Origin of the sequence: Roseivirga spongicola, assembly GCF_034376045.1 — a bacterium.
Taxonomy (GTDB): domain Bacteria; phylum Bacteroidota; class Bacteroidia; order Cytophagales; family Cyclobacteriaceae; genus Roseivirga; species Roseivirga spongicola.
On the sequence record NZ_CP139724.1, the window covers coordinates 4,334,966 to 4,356,017 of the forward strand.

At 38.9% G+C, this 21,052-nt stretch carries 19 protein-coding genes; 5 read left to right on the plus strand and 14 right to left on the minus strand.

What is annotated here, in order from left to right; genetic code table 11:
* Nucleotides 1-17: 17 nt before the first annotated feature.
* The 3 genes from ppgK to T7867_RS19025 all read left to right on the plus strand — a co-directional run bounded on the left by ppgK (nucleotide 18) and on the right by T7867_RS19025 (nucleotide 2,368).
* The gene (gene ppgK, locus T7867_RS19015; protein ID WP_068220493.1) at nucleotides 18-764 is read left to right on the plus strand and encodes a polyphosphate--glucose phosphotransferase; all 747 of its coding nucleotides are present in this window, start codon (nucleotides 18-20) and stop codon (nucleotides 762-764) included.
* Between the two features lie 117 nt (nucleotides 765-881).
* Nucleotides 882-1,616, plus strand: a complete 735-nt coding sequence (locus T7867_RS19020) for an MlaE family ABC transporter permease (RefSeq protein ID WP_068220491.1) — start codon at nucleotides 882-884, stop codon at nucleotides 1,614-1,616.
* A complete protein-coding gene (locus T7867_RS19025) occupies nucleotides 1,613-2,368 on the plus strand; it encodes an ABC transporter ATP-binding protein (RefSeq protein ID WP_068220489.1) in 756 nt (251 codons plus the stop codon). Before T7867_RS19020 ends, T7867_RS19025 begins: the two co-directional genes overlap by 4 nt.
* A 34-nt stretch (nucleotides 2,369-2,402) precedes the next feature.
* Here the strand turns inward: T7867_RS19025 and T7867_RS19030 are convergent, their stop codons facing one another.
* Nucleotides 2,403-5,852: a hypothetical protein gene (locus T7867_RS19030; protein WP_068220487.1), complete on the minus strand. Its 3,450-nt coding sequence runs from the start codon at nucleotides 5,850-5,852 to the stop codon at nucleotides 2,403-2,405.
* Nucleotides 5,853-5,854: 2 nt separating this feature from the next.
* Nucleotides 5,855-9,550: an ATP-binding protein gene (locus T7867_RS19035; RefSeq protein WP_322299663.1), complete on the minus strand. Its 3,696-nt coding sequence runs from the start codon at nucleotides 9,548-9,550 to the stop codon at nucleotides 5,855-5,857.
* A 235-nt stretch (nucleotides 9,551-9,785) separates the two neighbouring features.
* Between T7867_RS19035 and T7867_RS19040 the strand changes: the two genes are divergently transcribed.
* Complete coding sequence (locus T7867_RS19040) at nucleotides 9,786-9,929, plus strand: hypothetical protein (protein ID WP_157717609.1); 144 nt, start codon at nucleotides 9,786-9,788, stop codon at nucleotides 9,927-9,929.
* Between the two features lie 561 nt (nucleotides 9,930-10,490).
* Complete coding sequence (locus T7867_RS19720; RefSeq protein ID WP_068220474.1) at nucleotides 10,491-10,985, plus strand: CPBP family intramembrane glutamic endopeptidase; 495 nt, start codon at nucleotides 10,491-10,493, stop codon at nucleotides 10,983-10,985.
* Nucleotides 10,986-11,186: 201 nt separating this feature from the next.
* On the opposite strand, the gene T7867_RS19045 is transcribed toward T7867_RS19720, so the two are convergent.
* The 12 genes from T7867_RS19045 to T7867_RS19100 form a co-directional block, all read right to left on the minus strand.
* Nucleotides 11,187-11,567 carry a DUF983 domain-containing protein gene (locus T7867_RS19045; RefSeq protein ID WP_068220471.1) on the minus strand — a complete coding sequence of 127 codons (381 nt, stop codon included), beginning with the start codon at nucleotides 11,565-11,567 and terminating at the stop codon, nucleotides 11,187-11,189.
* Nucleotides 11,527-11,796 carry a hypothetical protein gene (locus tag T7867_RS19050; protein WP_084375653.1) on the minus strand — a complete coding sequence of 90 codons (270 nt, stop codon included), beginning with the start codon at nucleotides 11,794-11,796 and terminating at the stop codon, nucleotides 11,527-11,529. Before T7867_RS19050 ends, T7867_RS19045 begins: the two co-directional genes overlap by 41 nt.
* 35 nt (nucleotides 11,797-11,831) lie before the next feature.
* On the minus strand, nucleotides 11,832-12,368 hold the full coding sequence (locus tag T7867_RS19055; protein ID WP_089082287.1) for a DUF420 domain-containing protein: 537 nt from the start codon (nucleotides 12,366-12,368) through the stop codon (nucleotides 11,832-11,834).
* Entirely contained in the window at nucleotides 12,346-12,951 is a 606-nt protein-coding gene (locus T7867_RS19060; protein WP_068220465.1) for a hypothetical protein, read from the minus strand. The genes T7867_RS19055 and T7867_RS19060 overlap by 23 nt, the downstream gene beginning before the upstream one ends.
* A gap of 70 nt (nucleotides 12,952-13,021) precedes the next feature.
* On the minus strand, nucleotides 13,022-13,396 hold the full coding sequence (locus tag T7867_RS19065; protein ID WP_068220462.1) for a cytochrome C oxidase subunit IV family protein: 375 nt from the start codon (nucleotides 13,394-13,396) through the stop codon (nucleotides 13,022-13,024).
* Between the two features lie 13 nt (nucleotides 13,397-13,409).
* Nucleotides 13,410-14,177 carry a cytochrome c oxidase subunit 3 gene (locus T7867_RS19070; protein ID WP_068220459.1) on the minus strand — a complete coding sequence of 256 codons (768 nt, stop codon included), beginning with the start codon at nucleotides 14,175-14,177 and terminating at the stop codon, nucleotides 13,410-13,412.
* A 15-nt stretch (nucleotides 14,178-14,192) separates the two neighbouring features.
* Nucleotides 14,193-14,777, minus strand: coding sequence for a cytochrome c oxidase subunit 3 (locus tag T7867_RS19075; protein WP_068220842.1), 585 nt, complete (start codon nucleotides 14,775-14,777; stop codon nucleotides 14,193-14,195).
* A gap of 2 nt (nucleotides 14,778-14,779) precedes the next feature.
* Nucleotides 14,780-15,646: a heme o synthase gene (gene cyoE, locus T7867_RS19080; RefSeq protein WP_068220836.1), complete on the minus strand. Its 867-nt coding sequence runs from the start codon at nucleotides 15,644-15,646 to the stop codon at nucleotides 14,780-14,782.
* A gap of 35 nt (nucleotides 15,647-15,681) precedes the next feature.
* Nucleotides 15,682-16,728 (minus strand): COX15/CtaA family protein, encoded by a 1,047-nt coding sequence (locus tag T7867_RS19085; RefSeq protein ID WP_068220839.1) that lies wholly within the window; start codon nucleotides 16,726-16,728, stop codon nucleotides 15,682-15,684.
* The gene (locus tag T7867_RS19090; protein ID WP_068220457.1) at nucleotides 16,712-18,592 is read right to left on the minus strand and encodes a cytochrome c oxidase subunit I; all 1,881 of its coding nucleotides are present in this window, start codon (nucleotides 18,590-18,592) and stop codon (nucleotides 16,712-16,714) included. Before T7867_RS19090 ends, T7867_RS19085 begins: the two co-directional genes overlap by 17 nt.
* Nucleotides 18,593-18,611: 19 nt before the next feature.
* Complete coding sequence (locus T7867_RS19095; protein WP_068220454.1) at nucleotides 18,612-19,646, minus strand: cytochrome c oxidase subunit II; 1,035 nt, start codon at nucleotides 19,644-19,646, stop codon at nucleotides 18,612-18,614.
* 19 nt (nucleotides 19,647-19,665) lie between these two features.
* Nucleotides 19,666-21,051 carry a quinol:cytochrome C oxidoreductase gene (locus T7867_RS19100; protein ID WP_068220451.1) on the minus strand — a complete coding sequence of 462 codons (1,386 nt, stop codon included), beginning with the start codon at nucleotides 21,049-21,051 and terminating at the stop codon, nucleotides 19,666-19,668.
* Nucleotide 21,052 lies beyond the last annotated feature (1 nt).

A 21,052-nucleotide genomic window follows, 5' to 3' on the forward strand; every position in this document is an offset into this window, starting at 1 on the left:
TTTATTTAAACAATTGTATGGAGATTCTTGGAATAGATGTTGGTGGCAGCGGTATAAAAGGCGCTATTGTAGAAACCGAAACAGGGAAACTTATATCAGACAGAATTAGAATAGCGACTCCTCAACCCTCTACCCCAGAGGCTGTTGCAGAAGTAATTCGAGACATCAAAAACCAACTCAATTGGAAAGATAATATTGGTGTGGCTTTTCCTACGGTAATTGTCAATGGCAAAGCTATGTATAGCAGCAACTTACATAAAAGCTGGAAGGGCACGCAAATAGATGATCTACTGTGTGAATTTTCGGGAGAAACTGTAACCGTTATCAACGATGCCGATGCTGCAGGAATTGCCGAAATGCGTTTTGGAGCTGGCAGACACCATAAAGCCGGACTTGTAATAGTCATTACTATTGGCACAGGGCTGGGCAGTGGCGTTTTCTATGATGGCCAGATTATTCCCAACTTTGAATTAGGTCGTTTATACTATAAAACCGGTGATCTGATAGAGTACTTTGCGGCAGATTCGGCCAGAAAAAGGGAAGATCTCAGCTTTGAAGTTTGGGGCAAACGCGTAAATAAGTTTCTCAAGCATGTAGAGCGCATTATTACCCCAGACTACATTATTCTAGGTGGTGGAGTAAGCAAGCATATTCACAAGTTCCGCGATCAGATTAAGATTAGAACACCCTATGTGGTTTCTGAAAAGCTTAATAATGCTGGTATAATCGGAGCGGCAATAAATGCAGCCGACCATCATAAGTAAGTTCTTTCTTTAAAACGAAAATGAACAAAAGCTTTATTTGAGGGAACATAAAGCCATTCGTACAAGTTTTGTTATTTTGCCGTTGTTAGACAGGCATTCACGCAGCATTAGAGCCTTATGAGCAACCTGGGAAGGTACATTATATTTCTTGGCAAACTTTTTACTAATCCTGAGTCATTTAGAACTTACGTAAAACTCATTTTCGATGAGTGTGCTTACATAGGACTGAATAGTATTGTTTTAGTAGCTATTGTATCGGTCTTTATGGGTGCAGTATCAACAGTGCAAACTGCCTATAACTTAATTAGCCCACTTATCCCTGATAGTGTTATTGGTTTAGTAGTTAGAGACCTCACTATTTTGGAGCTGGCACCTACTATTACCGCTATCATTTTTGCAGGGAAAGTAGGATCTAGTATAGCTGGCAATTTGGGTACCATGAGAATTACCGAGCAAATTGACGCTCTAGAAGTAATGGGGATCAACTCTGTATCTTATTTGGTACTTCCTAAAATATTCGCATCGGTTGTAATGTATCCGTTCTTGGTAATTCTTGCTGGAGCCCTGGCCATTAGTGGTGGTTATCTGGCAGCAGAGTTAGCAAGCGTAGTTGGTTCTGCAGACTATCTAATGGGATTGAAAATGAACTTCAATCAGTTCAGTGTCACCTTCGCTCTTATTAAATCCGTTGTATTTGGTTTCCTAGTTTCTTCTATATCTGCCTATATGGGTTTCTACACCAAAGGTGGTGCATTAGAAGTTGGCCAATCGAGTACAAAAGCAGTAACGGTAAGCTGTATTGCTATTCTTTTAAGTGATTTTGTTTTAGCTCAACTCCTATTAGTAAGATGATCGAAGTAAAGAATTTAACGAAATCATTTGGAGATAAAACTGTTCTTCAAGATATCTCAGGAACCTTTGAACAAGGCAAAACTAACTTGATTATTGGTGCCAGTGGCTCTGGTAAGAGTGTAATGCTGAAGAACATTGTAGGCTTGTTCAAGCCAGATTCTGGTGAGATTCTTTACAATGGCAGGAACTTCGTGAATGCAGATAGAGACACCAAAACTGATATCCGAAGGGAGATTGGTATGCTGTTTCAAGGCGGAGCTTTGTTCGATTCCATGAATGTTGAACAGAACGTAAAATTCCCGCTAGATGTGTTGACTAAAATGCCAGAAGATGAAAAGCTGGACAGAGTAAACACCATGCTTAAGAAGGTAAAACTTGAAAACACGAATAAGCGAATGCCATCTGAAATTAGTGGTGGTATGCAGAAGCGTGTAGGTATTGCCAGAGCACTAGTGAATAGCTCCAAATATCTTTTCTGCGATGAGCCTAACTCTGGTCTCGACCCGATGACCTCGATTAAGATCGATCAGCTGCTTGCAGAAATTACCGATGAATATCAGATTACAACCGTCATTGTAACGCACGATATGAACTCTGTAATGGAGATTGGTGAGTATATTCTATTTATCTCCAACTCTAAAAAACTTTGGGAAGGCACCTCTTCTGATATTATACATTCTGGGGTTCAGGAACTAGATGAATTTGTTTTCGCCAATAAGCTAATGCGCAAGGTGAAGGCAATGAATGGATAATGCCTAAGCTATTCATTAGAATCAACAACTGTCTCTAAAAAAGTGCCGTCACTTGCACTCTTCCTAAGTGAACAACTGGGCTTCCTTCAGACTTTCTACCATCGTAGCGAACCAACAGTTGCAGCCCACTACCAAGTTTTTGTTGCCAATTGAGGTTCCAGGTTAAGTTAGTACCCGGCCTTAAAGCTTCCAGTAATTCATAGCCAACAGGCGAGGTCTCCGTTCCTTCAAATTTGATATCGATATACTTAAAATTGGCGGTAATACTTGTTTGAACTGCCTTTGAAAATCTAGCCCCCAAGCCTAACTCTGTTAATTCTGCTTTTTCTGTAGAAGTTTCTGTAAATACATTACCCTTATCTTTAAAAGCATAAGAAGCTGTAAATCTCAAATTTCTAGAAGGTTGAAGTGTTAATGAGGGATTAAAGTTTTCTGAAACCACCCGATAGTTTCTCTGTGTTAGCACATCAGAACGACTGACTCGCTGACCATCTACAAAGTTCAAATCCAGGTTTAGTCCCCTATTAATGTTCCACCTTAAGTGATATCGAAAATCTTCGCTAAGCCTGTCCTCAAAACCATTAACGAGAAGTTGCTTATTCTCCAATCGAGCAATGCCTACATCGGCACCAAATACAGCGTTAGATTTATTGAAAAACAAGGTAGAACGTAGGTTTTCATTATACCCCAGCACTTCAGCATCGGGCACGTTGGTAGGTAAAAGTCTTTGGCCTAGGTCATCGTCCGTAATTTTAGCATTTAAACCCCATGCCGTTGTGTTTGAAAAGTGTGAAAGCATTTTCCTAATACCCTTCTCTGAAGACCATTGAAGTGGGAAATTTAGATTAAAACGATATGTGATGATGGTATTGAAAGCCTCCTCAAAAGTATCGGTAGGCACAAAAATCTTAGCATAGTTCTTTTCATCTGGGTTCACAGCAAGGTAGAATTCATTCAAATCTTGAACACCATCACCATTATCGTCTCTCCAGGTATGAGTTCCTTCTCCTGTAGGTACTTGAATGAAAATAAACTCCCTTCTCAACTCTCTACTGTTAGCCAAGTTATAGTTTAAATCAGACCGTATGATTCCATCGAAAAATGAACCTGACCAATCAATTCTTCCCATAATGGTTTCATCATTTCTATCCTCTCCAGCTTCGTTGAGGTTCTCTAGGTTACGGTAAGTGAAGAGCATATAGAGTTGATTGGTATTATCGATGTTAGTTCTGAAGAATGCATTGAAGGTCCTAGACTGGTTATTATCCACCAACTCTCCATTAATTGGCAATCGGTCTTCTCTCAATTGGTACTCAATTCCGTAGGTAGTTCGCAACGTGTCAGAATTCCTCAAATAGAATGAATACTCTTCAAAGTTCATGGCAGAACGCACCACTTCACTTGTAGTTGAATTGACTACAGAATTTCTATCTATTCGGTACTTGTAGCCGGGAATCAACCACTTACTCCGATAAGAAAAGTCCAGATTGAATCGGTTCCATTCTGACTTCAAAATCTGCTGATCATTATTCATCAGATAAGCATCTGACTTTAGCTGAAACCTCCCTAGTCTTTTAGATAGATTCAGGTACTGCTGAAAACCATCTACTGCCTCGCCCCTTTTTCTCCTAACCAATTTATAGGAGAGATTATTAGAGGCATCCTTGCTCAAATCGAAGCCAGCATTGAATATGTTCTCTGTGAAACTCTGATTGAAATCTTCCGGATTATAGCTCCAATCTCTATCGAACTCTATGTACCTCAGACGATCGATAAAGGAGAATGACTCACTGTTATACTCATAAGAAAGTGTGGAGTTAAGCTTATAGTTAGGCAGAAAGCTAACTGAGCGTCCTTCTGTTTCGTGGGATACTTTGTAAGCCAAACCGTCATCATCTTCACTATCTTGTTCTGAGTACAGGTTAACATCGTTTTTAGAAAAAGCCACCTCTGCTTGGAGCTCATCCGTTTTATTGAGCTTTACTCCACCTGCCAAAGTCACCATAGACCTCTGATTGGGAGCATTTAAAATAGCAATCGGTTCGTAATTGCCTTGTGCCTGCCCATTGACAGGAGCAACCCAATCATAAATTCTACCATTGGCAGTTGTGTTTCTGAGCACGTAATTACCACCACCAAAACCAACCTCAGTAAACCTGACATCAAAGAAGGCACTATCCGGGTTTGTCGAATATTGGTAGATATCATAATTGACTCCTAGTGCATCTTGCCCCTCTGTTTTACGATAAAGGATTAGGTCAGGATTGTACTCTACACTATCGACACGAGAGGTTACTGCATTGTCCAAATCATCACCAGCATTCGCCAAAATGACCTTTTCTTCATCCGATAAATCAAATAAGAGCGGCTGATTTCGATTATCCTTTTCATTGTAATAATTGAAAGCAAAATTCAACTTATCGTTTCGCTGATAATGACTTGCCTGAATAATTGAACGTGAATAATTCTGATCAGAATACTCATAATCAACTCTAATCCTGGTAAACTTGGTAATCAGTACTTCGTTAGTAAACGTGATTTCTCCGAGATTATAATCTATCACATAGTCATTATCGAAGCCACGAGTCATCTGTTCCCCATCAATAAACACCTTTTCCGAACCAGCCAGAATAATGATAAACCTTTCGTTGTTTGGCCCTTTTACTCGGTACGGCCCTAAAACTCCTTCAATAGGATCGATGGATACAGAGGCAAAGCGGCCTTTGGCTACAGAGCCAGCCACTGTTGTTTCCGCTTCAAACCCGCCAGCCATCTTATACTTTGTAGTGAATTGAGCTCCCTGAACATTCTTATAATACCTTAGAAAATTCGACTCCCCATTTTGAAGTACCACATCTCCACCTTTCAGTCTCCATTTATCCTCGTTGAATAACTCAATAAACACATTATCAAAGTCCTGAATTTGCTGAGTGTTTCCTTCAGGCTGAAAAGGAACATTCCTATCCGTAATAACAGCCCTCAGATTTACATTCTCTGTAAGTTGCCCTTCCATTTGAAGGTTCAGGGTCGAATTGACAAATACATCTTGCCTGTTTCCGAAAGAAACGCCTCTAGAGATACTTCCTGTCTTATAAATGTTTTCTGTACTAATCACTTCTTCCCTTTTAGGTATTGCCAAAGCCTGCTGATAAAGCACCACATCTTTAAACAAAGCGGTAGAATCGTAAATATCGAGTGTCTTATTGGCTTTGGTAGAATGCAAATCAAAGGGCAAGGTTCTGTAACAAACCCTGACCGAATCGAAAGGGCTATTCTGAAAACTGATGGTATTGGTATTGAGGTCGAACTGAAATGCTTGACTGGAATCTGGTTCGGTTATTCGAATTGACTCAGGGAAAACAGTTAGAGAATCTAGAATTTGCGGTGAATCAGTCTTCACCCATTTACAGGCTTCTGAACTAGACTGAGCAGCCAGAGCCGAGCCTATGAGTGTGAGTAAAAGAACCAGTGACCAACGTTGCACACTTAATCAGTTAGCGGAAATTCTAAGAAGAAGGTTGTGCCTTCCTCAGCGGCAGATTCAAACCATATACTCCCTCCTGCGTGTTCTACCCCACGTTTGGCTATGGCCAGACCAATTCCTGACCCTTCTGCTTTGGTGCTAAATTTAGGTATAAAAATCTTCTCTCTGATTTCTTCTGGTATACCTTCTCCGTTATCTGCAAAGGTAATTCTGGCCTTGTTATGCGTCACCAAAAGTTCAACTTCTAACATACAGATCTCATTATCAGGCATGGCCTGTGCAGCATTTAAAATAAGGTTATTGAAAATCCTTCCCAATAATTGATCATCTGCCATCACCCAAACAGCTTGTTTCGGAATATTGGTCTTAATTTCGATGCTATCTTCATTGAACAAACGCACCGACTTCTTAAGTACTTCTACTAGATTAATCCGCTCACTCTTAGGCATTGGCATTTTCGCGAATGACGAGAAAGAAGTGGCGATATCACTCAAAGTTTCTACCTGAGTTAACAAGTTATCAATGGGTCTGTTAAAATCTATTCCAAGATTTGGTGCTTCTGCTAAAACACGCTTTAAGTGTTGAAGCTTCAGTTTCATTGGTGTAAGCGGATTCTTTATTTCATGAGCCACCTGTTGAGCCATCTCTCTCCACGCACTTTCCTTTTCACTCAAAGCCAATGCTCTCTTACTCTTCTCAAGGTTGGCAAGCATTTTATTATACTCCCCTACCATAAGGCCAATTTCGTCATCGGCAGGCCAAGCCAATGGCTCATTTAAGTTGGATAAAGTGGTGGTCTTTATCTTTTCAGTTAAGAATTTGAACGGGTAAGTAAGTATTCTTGAAGCCAAGAATGAAAGCACTACAAAAATGACAAAAATAAAGGTAAAAGAATTGAGAATATTGGAGAGTATATCTCTTTGTTCAGACTTCAATTGTTCCTCAGAGTCGAAAAATGGCATACTAAGCACCCCTAGCAGCTCATTATTCTCGTTAGATCGAATACCGTAATAAGTAGACTTGTAACTCAGATCTAAATTCCCGACACGCTCTGTAAAAAGCTCCTCTTTTACTCCCGACTCAACAATGTTGGCCATGGCCTTAGGGTTAATAAATGGTGCCAACAACTCATTGTCGAAAATCAGTCGTTGGTTGGTTGCTATCAGCCTTCCGCTATTATTGAATAGGTTTATATCGGCACGAGCATACTGACTTATCTCCGAAATTCGGTTTTCGAGCACCTCGTTATTCTCATTTCTTCCTTCTAAAAATAACTGCAACTGATTTGCCAGATTCTCAGCTGCACTTTCTGCTGTAGTCAAATATTGATTCTCAATATTTTCTTCTACCGTAGTGTTTACCAATCTAAGTACCACTATACTGACAATTATAAGAGGCAGGAAGAAGGCAAAATTCAATAGAATCTGAATCTTTGCGGATAGTGTAACAGATTGTTTTTTGGAGTTGAAATAGCCAGTAGAAATCCCAAAAATCAGGATTATCATGGCTACAGTAAATAAGAAAAAGACAGAGAAATTGGTGATTACATATTGTAATGGATAATGCGGGCTAGAGACTACATAAACCTGATCATTGCCCTGATTTCTTACCGCCAAATGATCATACCCAGAAAGTGGCACAGGCCGTTGATAAATGAGTTCTTCACTTAATTGACTCACATCAAAATCTCTCCTGTAGTTGAAATCTCCTACACTATTGGTCAGTTGCCTTCCATCATATACCGCATAATCTAAATGCTGAAGGTTTGTGGAAAGGCCAAAATCTGAAAGCAAAAGCTGGGGTAAAATACTATTATTGAGAATTTCCTTTCTATCCAACCTAACCAATACATAGCCAATTACGGCATCATATCTTCTAATCTCATTGAATAAATAATACTGGTTTAGGGCCACCGGATAGTTAGATCTATAGAAAAACAACCCTTCTATAGCCGTCTGATTTTCTGGTTTTCCGTACTCCGACTTCAGCACATCATAGTTCAGGCTAGTAGAACTATTTACAGGATTGCCGCTACCGTTGAAAATGAGAATTTCAATCTCATATTTATCGAAATAATCGCCCAAGAAAACCCGCTGTATTTTCTGCCTAATAAGGTCTTTAGATGAGAACGGATTGGCAATGTTCGTTTGAATCAGCACATCAGATTCAATTCTTGTTTTAGCCTGAGACAGTAAATATTCCGCCTCAAAATCATTCTCTGATAAAAGCCTTGTTGCCAAGCTGCGCTTATCTTGCAACTGCTCTTTTCTAATATGTTCGCCCAGAAGCACATTACAAATAGTGGCAACCAATAAGGCTGTAGTAAACAAGTAAAGAAAAGTGGCATAATTGGCTTGATAAAGCTGTTCGGCAAAACGAAAACTGAACACAACCAACAGGTATATTGTCAGCACCAGTAATACAATAAGGTATTCGCTTCTAATCAAGTAAATAGTTACGCCCAAGGCCAGCGCAATGAGAATAAACACTATGATTGCAGGCTTCTTCTGTTTGAGCTTCCTCAATTCTATGCTCAGGTATTGCGCTATTAAGAAAGGGATTACACCAATTAAAAAGATCCCTAAATAGGCCATTAGCTTGAAGGAGGAAAAATTAATATCAGACCCTACATCGAAAGACCATTGAGAATTGGCGTAAAGTGATTGTACCTGCTCAGTGAAATAGTACATACCTAATATTAGCAGCAGTACAGATATTATCAGGTTAGACCATTTAGTATAAGCTCTCATCTGCTGATAGGCAGTAAGCTTAATGAAAGCATAAATAACAAAGCTCAATATGGCGAGCTGGTTCAAGAGGAAATCTCCAAGTGAAGGTTGCCATATACTAGCCGCAAAGTAATCTGGCTCGAATAACTTCCATTCTACAACACTCAATGGATATTCATATTTCAACATGAAATAGCGAGCTACTCCAAGAAAGGTACCCCAAAGTAGTATAGATGGAAGAACAAGCTTTCTACTGCCTAATTCTCCTGCATATTGATACCCTCCCTTCAGGAAAAAGTAAATGGCTATCATATACGACAGCACGATGAAAATAGCATAATTGGGGTAGTCAATCTTCATTCGTTGCGTACCCTCAAATGAAAAAAGGAAAATACCCTCGGGTGAATAAATATTCTTTGACTTATCTGGAGACTCTACCTGAGTAAAGGTAAAAGTAGACCTGCCGAATATTTCCCCGTTAAGTCCATAATCACGATAAGAATCATTAAGAGGAACATCTGAACTCAGTGGCAACAAGGCATAAATCTCTACCACCCTATTTTGGGCGCTATTAATCACCTTCCTTTTTACAATATATTGTCCACTTTTGAGGTCGAGGAATTTATAAATATAGGTACCATCCAGCGTACCATACTTCGGTACAAACCGATTAGTACTCCAATAAATCACCTCTCCATCCTCGAAAATAAAGTAAGGGAACTCTTCATTACTAGCGAAACGATTAAACAACCTACTGAGGTCTACCACAGCCACATCACTGATCTGCTGCAGTTGTTGCTCTAACTTATCTAGCTGTTGATGAAGATTATCAGTTATGGTTTGGTCGGGGTTGACCCTTCTCTTCTGATCTGAAAATATTGCCTCATCTATAATGAGGGTGAGCCCCACCAGTAAAATACTGAGCAAAAAAGCCTTGTGCTTAAAAATGAACTGACGGATTTGATTCAAGTCTGCTTTGCCTTTAGGGATATGGGAATCTACTAATAATTTCTCGCTTGATGCGAATTAGCACATTCATAGCAAAAATACTACCTAAATGAAGTTCTCAGAGAGAAAAGCGAATGATTGAAACTACAAACACGAGAGTTGATACTTTGTCCCTCACATAATCACCCTCTTTTTTATTACTATTTAAATAAAATTATATATTTAACGAATCATATAAAACCAATAAACATTAAATATGAGCAGGTTAAAAAGACTTAAAACAAAGAAGGTTTTACTATACATTGGTATAGCTGCATTTTTGTTGATTACTGTTAGTGTAATAGTAGAATGGGATAGCTTCTTAGCTGGTCTACAAGGTGAGCCGATGCTAGGAAATTAAAAGGTTAGAGCTCTAAGCATATAGACTAAATCATCACGTAGGAGGCCAATATTAGAACTCTGAAGTTACGGTGAGAACTACCTTACTTTCTAATAGCATCTTTCTTATTACTTCTTCTTTCCTCCGTATTTCAATTCTCCAAAAATATAGAGGTAGAAAACACGTGAAGAGCGAAAATTATCAAATCAGGGAACTGAACTCATCTGATCTGAAGCACAGCAATGTTGACTTTTGGACGATTGCAGGTAGAATTGCTATAGCTGCTGGATTACTTAGGGCTGCTGAAGATGTTTTTTTGAGGGGCACATAGTTCATTTAGAAATTAAGAGCTTACTGTCAGACAGTATTTTTTTGAAAATTTAAAAACTACTTTAATGAAGGTTTGGATAAAAACACTTTTGATAATTGGAGTAATACTTCTTATCAATTCAATTAGTATTTTTTTCACCCAAGGCGTATCTAAAGATTTTATAATAGATTTTTGCATAGGTGGTATTTGTATTTTCTTATTTTTCAAAATCCATAATAAAATACACTGACGGCCCTTAATTCTTATTAAGAATGAAAATAGATAGGGTAGAATATAGACTGCAGTCATTTAGTTTAAGCCGTGTAGTATCAATTCTTTCAATATTCCAAATTGGAATTATATTTTTATTCTCTTACATCCTAGAATCAATAGATAACTCTTTAACAGAAGTTGATTTTCTACAGAACCTATCACTGGTGAATATTTTTATTCTTAGTGTAATTATAGCTCCAATAGTTGAAACCTTTATTTTTCAATTTTTCCTTATAGAGTTTTTTCAATTCACTCTTAATAAAACCAAATACATAAAACATGTCTCCATTTTAGTCGCAGGTATACTGTTCGGTTTAACTCATAATTACAATATCTATTATGTTCTAGTAATGATAGTGATTGGGGTTTACTTTGCTTGGGTTTACTGGTTTATATCGAAATGGAAAGGCATAAGCAGTGCCTTCTGGAGTGTAACCCTCATACATGCTATTAGTAATCTGATTGGATTTATAGTGGATGAATTAACAATGTGAACGATAGGTTCTTTAAATAATCACAAAAGATTATGATGACTCCGTATAAGCTCAGTTTTAAACTACTATCATTCGAGTAAAGTAAAGAATAAACGAAAGCGGGGTATTAATCTTTATTATTGATGCTGTATTGAATTGGGTCGACAATGCACAAGCCTTTCTGGAAGGCGATCAAGAAGGAAGGAGACGTTAACAACAAATTTACTTCTTCTTTCCTCCGTACTTCAATCCTCCAAAAATATAGAGGTAGAAAACACGTGAAGAGCGAAACATGATTGGGTACAGCAAAACCACCTCTGAAATGATGGCTATCATATAAACGTTTTCCGATACAGGATGAAAGAACATATATATGATAAATGCAGATACAAGAAAAAGACCTACCGATAAGCCATAGCTTATATACATAGCTCCATCAAAGAAACGAGGCTCTCTTTCGAACTTAACTCCACAAGAGGAGCAATGCTCATTAATCTTTGTGAATTTGGTAAGGTTATAAGCAGCATGCGGAAAAAGTTTACCTTCTCTGCATTGAGGGCATCTACCCTGCAAAACTGCCAGTAGCTTGGGTCTTTTTGACATTTTTCTTACTCGCTTTGTACCAGATATAAGCGATTACCGCAGCTAAAACATAAGGCGCAAAAAATAGATATAGTATACCAAGATTTAGATTGGCCGCCATAGAGGTATCTCCAGCACTCACTGAAGACTCTACAGAGCCTCTACACATTGCACATTGTGCAAAGCTTTGACTTGCTGCTAATACTAGCAAAGTCAAGGTCAACAAGTATCTTTTAATCCGTTTTAACATCGCTCAAAGGTAAGTTTTAAACCACTGAAATCCGATTAATGTGCATAATAAGGGCTAATCATTAAGTATACTGTAACTCCAGTTACAGAAACGTAAAGCCAAATAGGAAAGGTGTATTTCACAATTCGCTTATGCCTTTCAATCATTCCATTTAAAGCATAGAAGAAAGCCAAAAGCACCAATGGTACAACTCCTATCGAAAGTAGAATATGAGTAATTAAGAAGAAATAATAGATGTACTTGGTTGTATCATCTCCACCAAAAGCTGTTGATTCAGCACTTGCGTGATAAATTACGTATAACACCAAGAAGATTGCTCCTAGAATAAAAGCTGCACTGTTCATCTTTTTATGAAGTGCGATATTCTTCTTCTTAATAGCCACAAAAGCCACTATTAAACAAATTGAAGTTAGTGTATTAATGGCTCCAATAGCATGTGGCAAATTATATACCCAGTCTCCCAAATCTAACTTGGTGGGTAACGATAGCAATACTGCTACAGCCAATGGGATAGCTATAGATAAAACCCTAATCCATAGCATAGACTTCTTACTCTCCAACTGCTCCGACATTATCTTCTTCGGTTTTTAAAATTCTTAACTCAAGTATGAGCCTGTCTGTTTCTTCACGCTCAATAATATTGTAATATCCCCTTATTCGGTTCTGCTTATCTACCAAAACAACTCTATTATCCAGGTTGGTCATAGCCACTGAGCAATATTTAAGGTTAGCCCAAGCTGTGGAGTCTACTTCATTAATCTTCCAGAATTGATCTTGAAACTGAATTCTCCGGTCATAATCCGTGATATCGCTTAACGCAATACTGGAACCATTAAGATATGTGCTCAGGTTAATTTCGTCATCATTAAAGAACACATCTTGAACCCGTTCTAATTCCTCCAGCCGAGTCTTTAACACAGGCCCATCCAATCTTTCAAAATGAATTATGTTAATCTCTCCTTTTTGAACTAACGGGTTGTTCACCACATACTGCTCTTTAGCCTTATCTAAACAAGGGGTACTTAGTGAGTCTCCAAGTCCTTGTTCGTAATAGACAGGTATTGTAAACTCATTTCTGCCGAATGACTTTAAAAAAAGAAAGATGATAACCGGCAAGGCAATAAGTAAGAAGAGAAAGACAGACTTTTTACGCATACTGTATAAACTAAAAAATCAGGCCAATGTGTTCAGCCTGATTTTGATTTATATAAATCTAATATTTCGCTTAGTGTTCTTCATCTACATGCTCAATACCATCGCCTTCGTAGTCTACAATACCACGAGCGTCTTTAATAGCTGCGCCTTCCAAATTCACCAAGGCCATGATAAGCCATAGAATGAAAATCATTGGAAGAATGATTGAATACACAAGACCCTTTACCTCATGACCCAAGTGCATAAACTCAGCTACAATGTAGAATGCTTTAACAATTGTTAAGCCAATGAAGATAACGTTTCTTAATGCGCCTGCCTCCATTTGAAAGGCGAAGACATATTCTATACCAGTAACCACTGCTAAGATAAGAGCAACTTTCCAGATACCCCAGATTTTAGCCTTATCAACAGGTTGAACTTGTACGTTAGTTGTTGCTTGTTCCATTATAAAAAGTCTTTTAGATCAAGTAGAAGAAAGTAAATACGAATACCCAAACGAGGTCTACAAAGTGCCAGTAAAGGCCTACTTTTTCAACCATCTCATAATGGCCTCTTCTTTCATAAACTCCTGTAGCAGCATTGAAGAAAATAATTACGTTCAATACAACTCCAGAGAATACGTGGAAACCGTGGAAACCAGTAATGAAGAAGAATAAAGCAGCAAATGCTGGCGGTCCGTATTGATTGAAAGTTAAGTTAGCTCCGAAAATCTCATAATTTTCTTTCCAGATACCATTAACCATCACATCACTGATAGTTGCAGTATCGGTACCTGAAATAAAGTGAGACCACTCCCAAGCCTGACAGCTCAAGAAAGCGAAACCACCAATAATTGTCCAAAGCATCCACTTTACTACCGCTTTTTTATCCATTCTATGACCTGCTTCTACAGCCAATACCATAGTTACAGAAGATAAAATGAGAATAAAGGTCATCAGACCAACGAATACTAGAGGAAGTTCAACCCCATGAAAACCAGGGAAAGCCTCATATACTTTTTCAGGTATAGGCCAGTATTCAGTAGAGAAAGTAAATGCTTCAGGGTCTCCATTATACGCAGGAGCACTCCATCTTAAGAAAGCATAAGCAATTAATAATCCAGAGAAGGTGAAGGCATCAGACACGAGGAAAAACCACATCATCAGTTTTCCGTAACTCGCCTTCAGCGGCTGGACAGCTCCACCACCCCATAGGGATCTTTTACTCATTGTAGCAGTAGTTGCCATAGTTTGGGTTAGTTATTAATGATTCAGCAATAAAAATATGAACAAATAAATCCAAAGTCCTCCCAAGAAATGCCACCACGTAGAAGACATCTCCATATTGAGCATATTTTCAGAATGCACTTTATTTCTTAAGGACGAAATTAGCATATATATCAGATATATCACACCGCTAATTAGGTGCAAAGCGTGTATACCTGTGAATATGTATAAAAAGCTTCCTGCAGGGTTTCCAGTAAAGTAAACATTAGCGTCTACCATCTGCTCCCAAGCTTTCAATTGACCAAACAGGAATAAAATTCCTAGAATGGTGGTTATTCCTAAAGCAAGCTTTACCTGCTCCAACTTATCTTTTTTAGCTGCAATGTAAGCCCACTGCATAAATACACTACTCAAAATGATAATTCCTGAAGTGTACCAAAGCATGGAAGGCAGGTCATATATCAACCAATCTCCATCCGCCTGTCTTACAATATGGGCACTTGTAAATGCCGCAAATATCATCACTACGGTAACAATGAACAGCCACAATGCAAACTTCTTAGGGTGCATTGAAAGCGGTTGTTCTACCGGAGCATCTACCAATTTGTAATTTTCTGCCATCATCACTTTACCATATCCAACAAATACGCAATCTGAACAATCGGTAAGTACAAGAAAGAACCAAACATGATTCTTAGGGCTGACTTACGAGACTGATCTTTCATTAACTTAATAGTGGATGCTAAGAAAAGCACCCCACATACCGTGGCTATCACAGCAGAATTTATTCCTGTCAATCCGAAATACGTTGGCAACAAGCCTAGCGGAATGAGGAATAATGTATAGGTCATTATTTGGAAAGCGGTTTTCATATCTTTCTCACCTTTTACAGGAAGAAGTTTAAAACCAGCCTTCTTATAATCTTCATCGGCCACCCATGCAATAGCCCAGAAATGAGGGAACTGCCAAACAAACTGAATACCGAAGATGATTAATGCTTCATGAGAAATGGTACCCGTGGCAGCTGTCCAACCCAATAAAGGAGGCAGTGCACCAGGAAAAGCACCGACAAAAACAGCTATTGGCCCTACTCTTTTTAAGGGAGTATAAACAAAGCTATACAATATCATAGAAAGCACTGACAAACCAACTGTTAGTAGGTTTGTGGAAGCCCATAATAATGAGATTCCAGCAATAGCCGTAAACAATGCAAACCAAAGCGATTCAGAGTTATTCAACCTTTCCGTAGGTAACGGACGGGTTTGAGTTCTCTTCATCAGCTTATCGTAATCTTTTTCGAGCACTTGGTTTACAGTACAAGAAGCTCCACTAATGAGCCAACCTCCAACAAAGAGTGCTGCTAACTGCAACCAGTCAACCCTTCCTCCCATAGCTAAAGTATAGCCGAAAGCAGAAGAAAAAGCTACCAGCAGAGATAGTCTCATCTTCATCAGTTCTACAAAAGACCTAATCTTTTGAGAAACTGACATTCCAACGTTAATATTTACCGAATTCTCAACCATTTTCAGGCTAACTTCAATTCTTTATTTCTTAGTAAGAGCCACAAATAAAACTGGACTCCTATTATTACAGATCCTAATAACAAGTGTATTGGTTGAATGAATGCTGGCACTCCAAAGTATGCCATTAATGCACCACTTACTATCTCCACCACTACAACGGCTAAAAGCCATTTGGTCGGATTCACTAATTCGTTCCTTCTAATTCCTTCCTTCATAAGCTTCCACAATAAATAAACGTGAAGCGCCAATAAAAGCAGCGAATAAGACCTATGAATCAAGAAGCTAGAACCAAGGTTGTCGATCCATTCGGATCTGGCCAAAGCGTTAGATAGTGTGTCAATAGCTTCTCTTACTTGTGTTCCTAATACTATTTGAATAACAGTAAACACTAAGCATAACATTACAATCCATTTTAATTTACCTAGTCGAGCCGAGCTATACTCGGTGTTTCTATTCTTAGACCTATGGTAAACGTATATGAGCAAGCACACTATAACAAGGGCTAGTAACATATGAATCGTAATCATCCACTCTAGTAGGTTCGTACTCACAACAATGGAACCTATCCATCCCTGAAAACCTACCAATACAAATGCAACAAATGAAAGAACGGTAATTAGTTTATCTTCTTTCCAGTACCTAATAGACAACACAGCTGTGCCAAAAATTAGAATACCTATAACCGCACCAATTAAGCGGTTGACATATTCTGTCCAGGTTTTGGCCGCATTGAAGTCCTCTTCAACTAAAATCTGAGGATCATTCAATATTTCATGAGCCAACTCATCGAATCCAAAACTAGTAAGGTAATTAGCGAACCTTACATTCTTTTCAACCCTCTGCTGAACGTAGATGTCTTTATAATCATTTGGGAGCTGAGTTACATCCGTAGGTGGAACCCAACTCCCAAAACATTTTGGCCAGTCGGGACATCCCATTCCTGAGCCAGTACTTCTTACAATACCGCCTACTGCTATCAGCAAGTAGACGGCTATGATTGTAACGGCTGAAAACCGTCTAAATAATCTGTCTTTAGTGTTTGTTTGCATCAACCACAACTATCTCCTCTGCTTCCATCTCCTTCTCTAAAGCAATCTCATCATTCTCATGAGGTAGATTTGACTCCATAGTTTGAGAGAAAGGTACAGTTTGTGGTATAAAGTCTTCCTCGGCACCAGGCTTCGAATAATCATAAGGCCATCTATATACCTTAGGAATTTCACCAGGCCAGTTTCCATGACCAGGAACTCTTGGGGTTGTCCACTCCAAAGTAGTAGAATTCCACGGGTTAGCAGGAGCTTTTCTACCTCTGAAAATACTGTAGAAGAAGTTAAACAAGAAGATGAATTGACCAATGAATGTTGCAATAGCCGCTATTGAAATGAACATGTTCAAATCGGTGAATCCACTGAATGCATCAAAGTTGGTGAATGAATAATATCTTCTTGGGAAACCTGCAATACCAATGTAGTGCATTGGGAAGAACACTGAGTAAATACCAATGAAGGTTAACCAGAAGTGGATGTAACCCAACTTAGTATCCATCATTCTACCAAACATCTTAGGGAACCAGTGATATACACCAGCCAATAAACCGAACGATGAAGCAGCACCCATTACTAAGTGGAAGTGAGCCACTACAAAGTAAGTATCGTGCAACTGAATATCGATAGCCGAATTACCTAAGAAAATACCTGTAATACCACCAGAAATGAATACCGACACCAGACCTATTGAGAACAACATAGCCGGTGTAAATATGATATTACCTTTCCATAGGGTAGTAAGGTAGTTAAATACTTTTACGGCCGATGGTACGGCAATAATCAAAGTAAGGAACATGAAGATTGAACCTAAGAAAGGATTCAAACCAGACACGAACATGTGGTGTGCCCATACAATGAACGAAAGGAATGTAATACCCATCATTGAGATAATCATTGCCTTATAACCGAAGATTGGTTTTCTCGAATTAGTAGCAATAATCTCAGAAGTGATACCTAAAGCTGGAAGAAGTACAATATATACCTCTGGGTGACCCAAGAACCAGAATAAATGCTGGTAAAGAATTGGGCTACCACCTACGTTTGGTAATGCCTCACCTTGAATATAGATTTCTGATAAGTAGAAAGAAGTACCAAAGCTTCTGTCAAATACCAATAATAAAGCCGCTGCGAATAGAACAGGGAATGACAAAATACCAATTACTGCAGTTAGGAAGAACGCCCAAATAGTAAGAGGTAATCTTGAGAAGGTCATACCTTTTGTTCTCAAGTTGATTACTGTAGAAACGTAGTTGATCCCCCCAAGCAAAGAAGATGCAATGAAGAACACCATAGCTACTAACCACATAGTCATACCTAAACCTGAACCAGACATTGCTTGAGGCAATGCTGAAAGTGGAGGATAAACAACCCAACCACCTGATGCAGGCCCTGTTTCAATGAAAAGCGAAATCAACATGATGACACTGGCAATAAAGAAGAACCAGTAAGAAAGCATGTTCATAAAGCCTGAGGCCATATCTCTAGCTCCAATCTGTAGAGGAATTAAGAAGTTAGAGAAAGTACCACTTAAACCCGCTGTCAATACAAAGAATACCATGATAGTACCATGCATTGTAACTAAGGCTAAATAGAATTCTGGATCTAAAGCACCTTCAGCCGAAATCCACTTTCCTAAGATTGGTCTTAACCAACCCAAGTCAGCTTCTGGAAAACCCAACTGTAATCTGAAGATTGCAGAAAGAGCCGCTCCAATGATCGCCCAAATAATACCTGTAATCAGGTACTGCTTAGCGATCATTTTATGATCCATTGAGAAAATATATTTTGAAATAAATGACTGCTCGTGGTGATCATCATGATGATCATCATGGGCATGTACATCAATATGTGCTTCTGCTGTTGCCATACTTTTTGATGTTAATTTCTTATTCGTTAATACCTGCTGTTACTAATGCTAACTCTTTCATGTCTTCTGGCACCTGAGCCATAAAGTCAGGATTCTTAGACAACCAAGATTTCTGCTCTGCCTTCCACTCCTCATACTCTTCTGGCTCTAGCACCGTCACAATCTTCTTCATTGAGAAGTGACCTTCACCACAGATTTCAGTACAAGCTAATTCATAGTTGAAGTCAGGGTTACCCTCTTCAACTCTCATTTCAGCAGTAGTTTTATTTGCTACAAACCAGAACTGAGTTGGCATACCTGGCACAGCATCCATCTTCAACCTCATGTGAGGAATAAACACTGAGTGAAGTACATCTCTTGCTCTAATCTTCAACAAGACCGGCTTTCCTTTAGGGATAACTAGTGAGATATTCTTGAAATCATCGTAGTTGGCTCTGTCAGACATATCCATACCATGATCGTTCACAGCATCAATAAGTCTGTAGTCATAGTCTCCAACCTTGTTATCCATTCCACCATAGCGGATAGACCACTGGAACTGATAACCCATGATTTCAATTTGCTCAGCATCTTCTGGAGCTTCGCTCATAATGCCATCCCAAGCCATCCAACCAGAAATAACTAACCAAGTCAAAACAATGGCTGGAACACCAGTCCATAAGTACTCAAGTTTGTTATTGTGAGGATAGAAAAGTGCCTTTCTATTCTTGTCGTATCTGTATTTATAAGAGAATACAAATAGCAAGATGTTAGTGATCATGAAAACGATACCAGTGATCCACATGGTTCTCCAGAACAATTTGTCTGTCAATTCACCATGTTCTGAGGCTACAGGAGGGTCGTAAGCATCGAAGTTTGCGAATGAATACCATCCAGCAAGTCCGAAGAACAAGACCATAAACACCACCATCATGATAGCGTTAAAGTTGTTGTCACTCTTCGTTGTTTCCTCTCCCGTTCCCTTAACAACATTAACAAGTCTAGATATTCTGAAGATTAACAACAGAATAGCGACTACTAAGAATACTGCAAGTGCAATGTAAAAACCGAACATATCTAGTCTCTAATTTTTTTTAAATATGATGATGCTTTGCCTCTCCAAGCATTGGGTGATTCTTAGGCACAAGGGCATAAGAAGACAACGCTCTGAGTACTACAAATACGAATGCTGATCCGAACATTAAGAACATACCAATTTCAGTGAATCCGAAGAAACCGTTCTGACCCATAGTACCAGGAGTCATCATTAGGTAGAAGTCAATAAAGTGACCAAACATTACCACAATACATACCATCTTCAAGAATACATTCAACCTCTTTGCATCTCTTGTCATCAACACAAGGAATGGGAAAATGAAGTTTAGAATAATATTGATAAAGAAGAATGGTGAGTATTTATCGCTCAAGAATCTCTCTACAAAGTATACTGACTCTTCAGGAATGTTAGCGTAGTAGATAAGTAGGAACTGTGAGAACCATACGTAAGTCCAGAAAATACTGAATGCAAACACGAATTTACCCAAGTCGTGTAAGTGGTTAGATGTAACCTGTGGCAAATAACCTGCTTCTTTCAACAATACAGTTACTAAAGTAATGAATGCCAAACCTGTTACCCACCAGCTAGCAAATACATACCAACCGAACATAGTTGAGAACCAGTGCGTGTCTACCGACATAACCCAATCCCAAGCTGATACTGAAGAAGATACCGCAAAGATCACTAAGAATATTGCAGACCACTTTCTCATCTTGAACCAGTAGCCGTCACCACCTAATTCATCTTCTGCCAAAGACAAGTTCTTCAACTTAGTAAACAACCAAGCCCATAGCACAAAGAAGATTACCATTCTAGCAATAAAGAAAGTAGGGAATCCACCTCCTTCACCGAAGAAGAAGAAACCACTCTTTCCTGCAATTAGCTCATCATAATGACTATCAGTTGGGTCGTAAAGGTTAGAATGAGTCCAGTGGAACACATCATGGTTTACAAAGAACCAAGTCAATAACATTAAAATACCAGCAGGAACAATCCATTGCCCCATAGCCAAAGGAATTCTAACGATGTAAGCAGACCAACCTGCTTGCGCTGCATACTGCAATGCAAAGAAGAAAATACCAATTAAGGCAAGTCCTGTAAAGTAAACATTGTTGATCCAAAGATCTACTTTGAATCTTTTAAACCAACCTGCACCGTGCTCTTCACCAGCCTCAGCTGAATCGGCCACAGTAACAGCCTCAAAGTCTTCAGCACCATTAAAGCTATGGGTATCATCGCCATGGCTATCGCTACCTGCATCGTGGTGCTCCTCAGTGGCATGGTCAGAACCATGATCATCACCGTGGTGCTCATTAGTCTGAGGGAACAACCCTCCTACTAACAACATAACCGCTCCTATTGCGAAAGCAATGAATACTTTCTTTTTAAGACCAGCGCTAAAATCAAATTTTTCGTTTGCCATT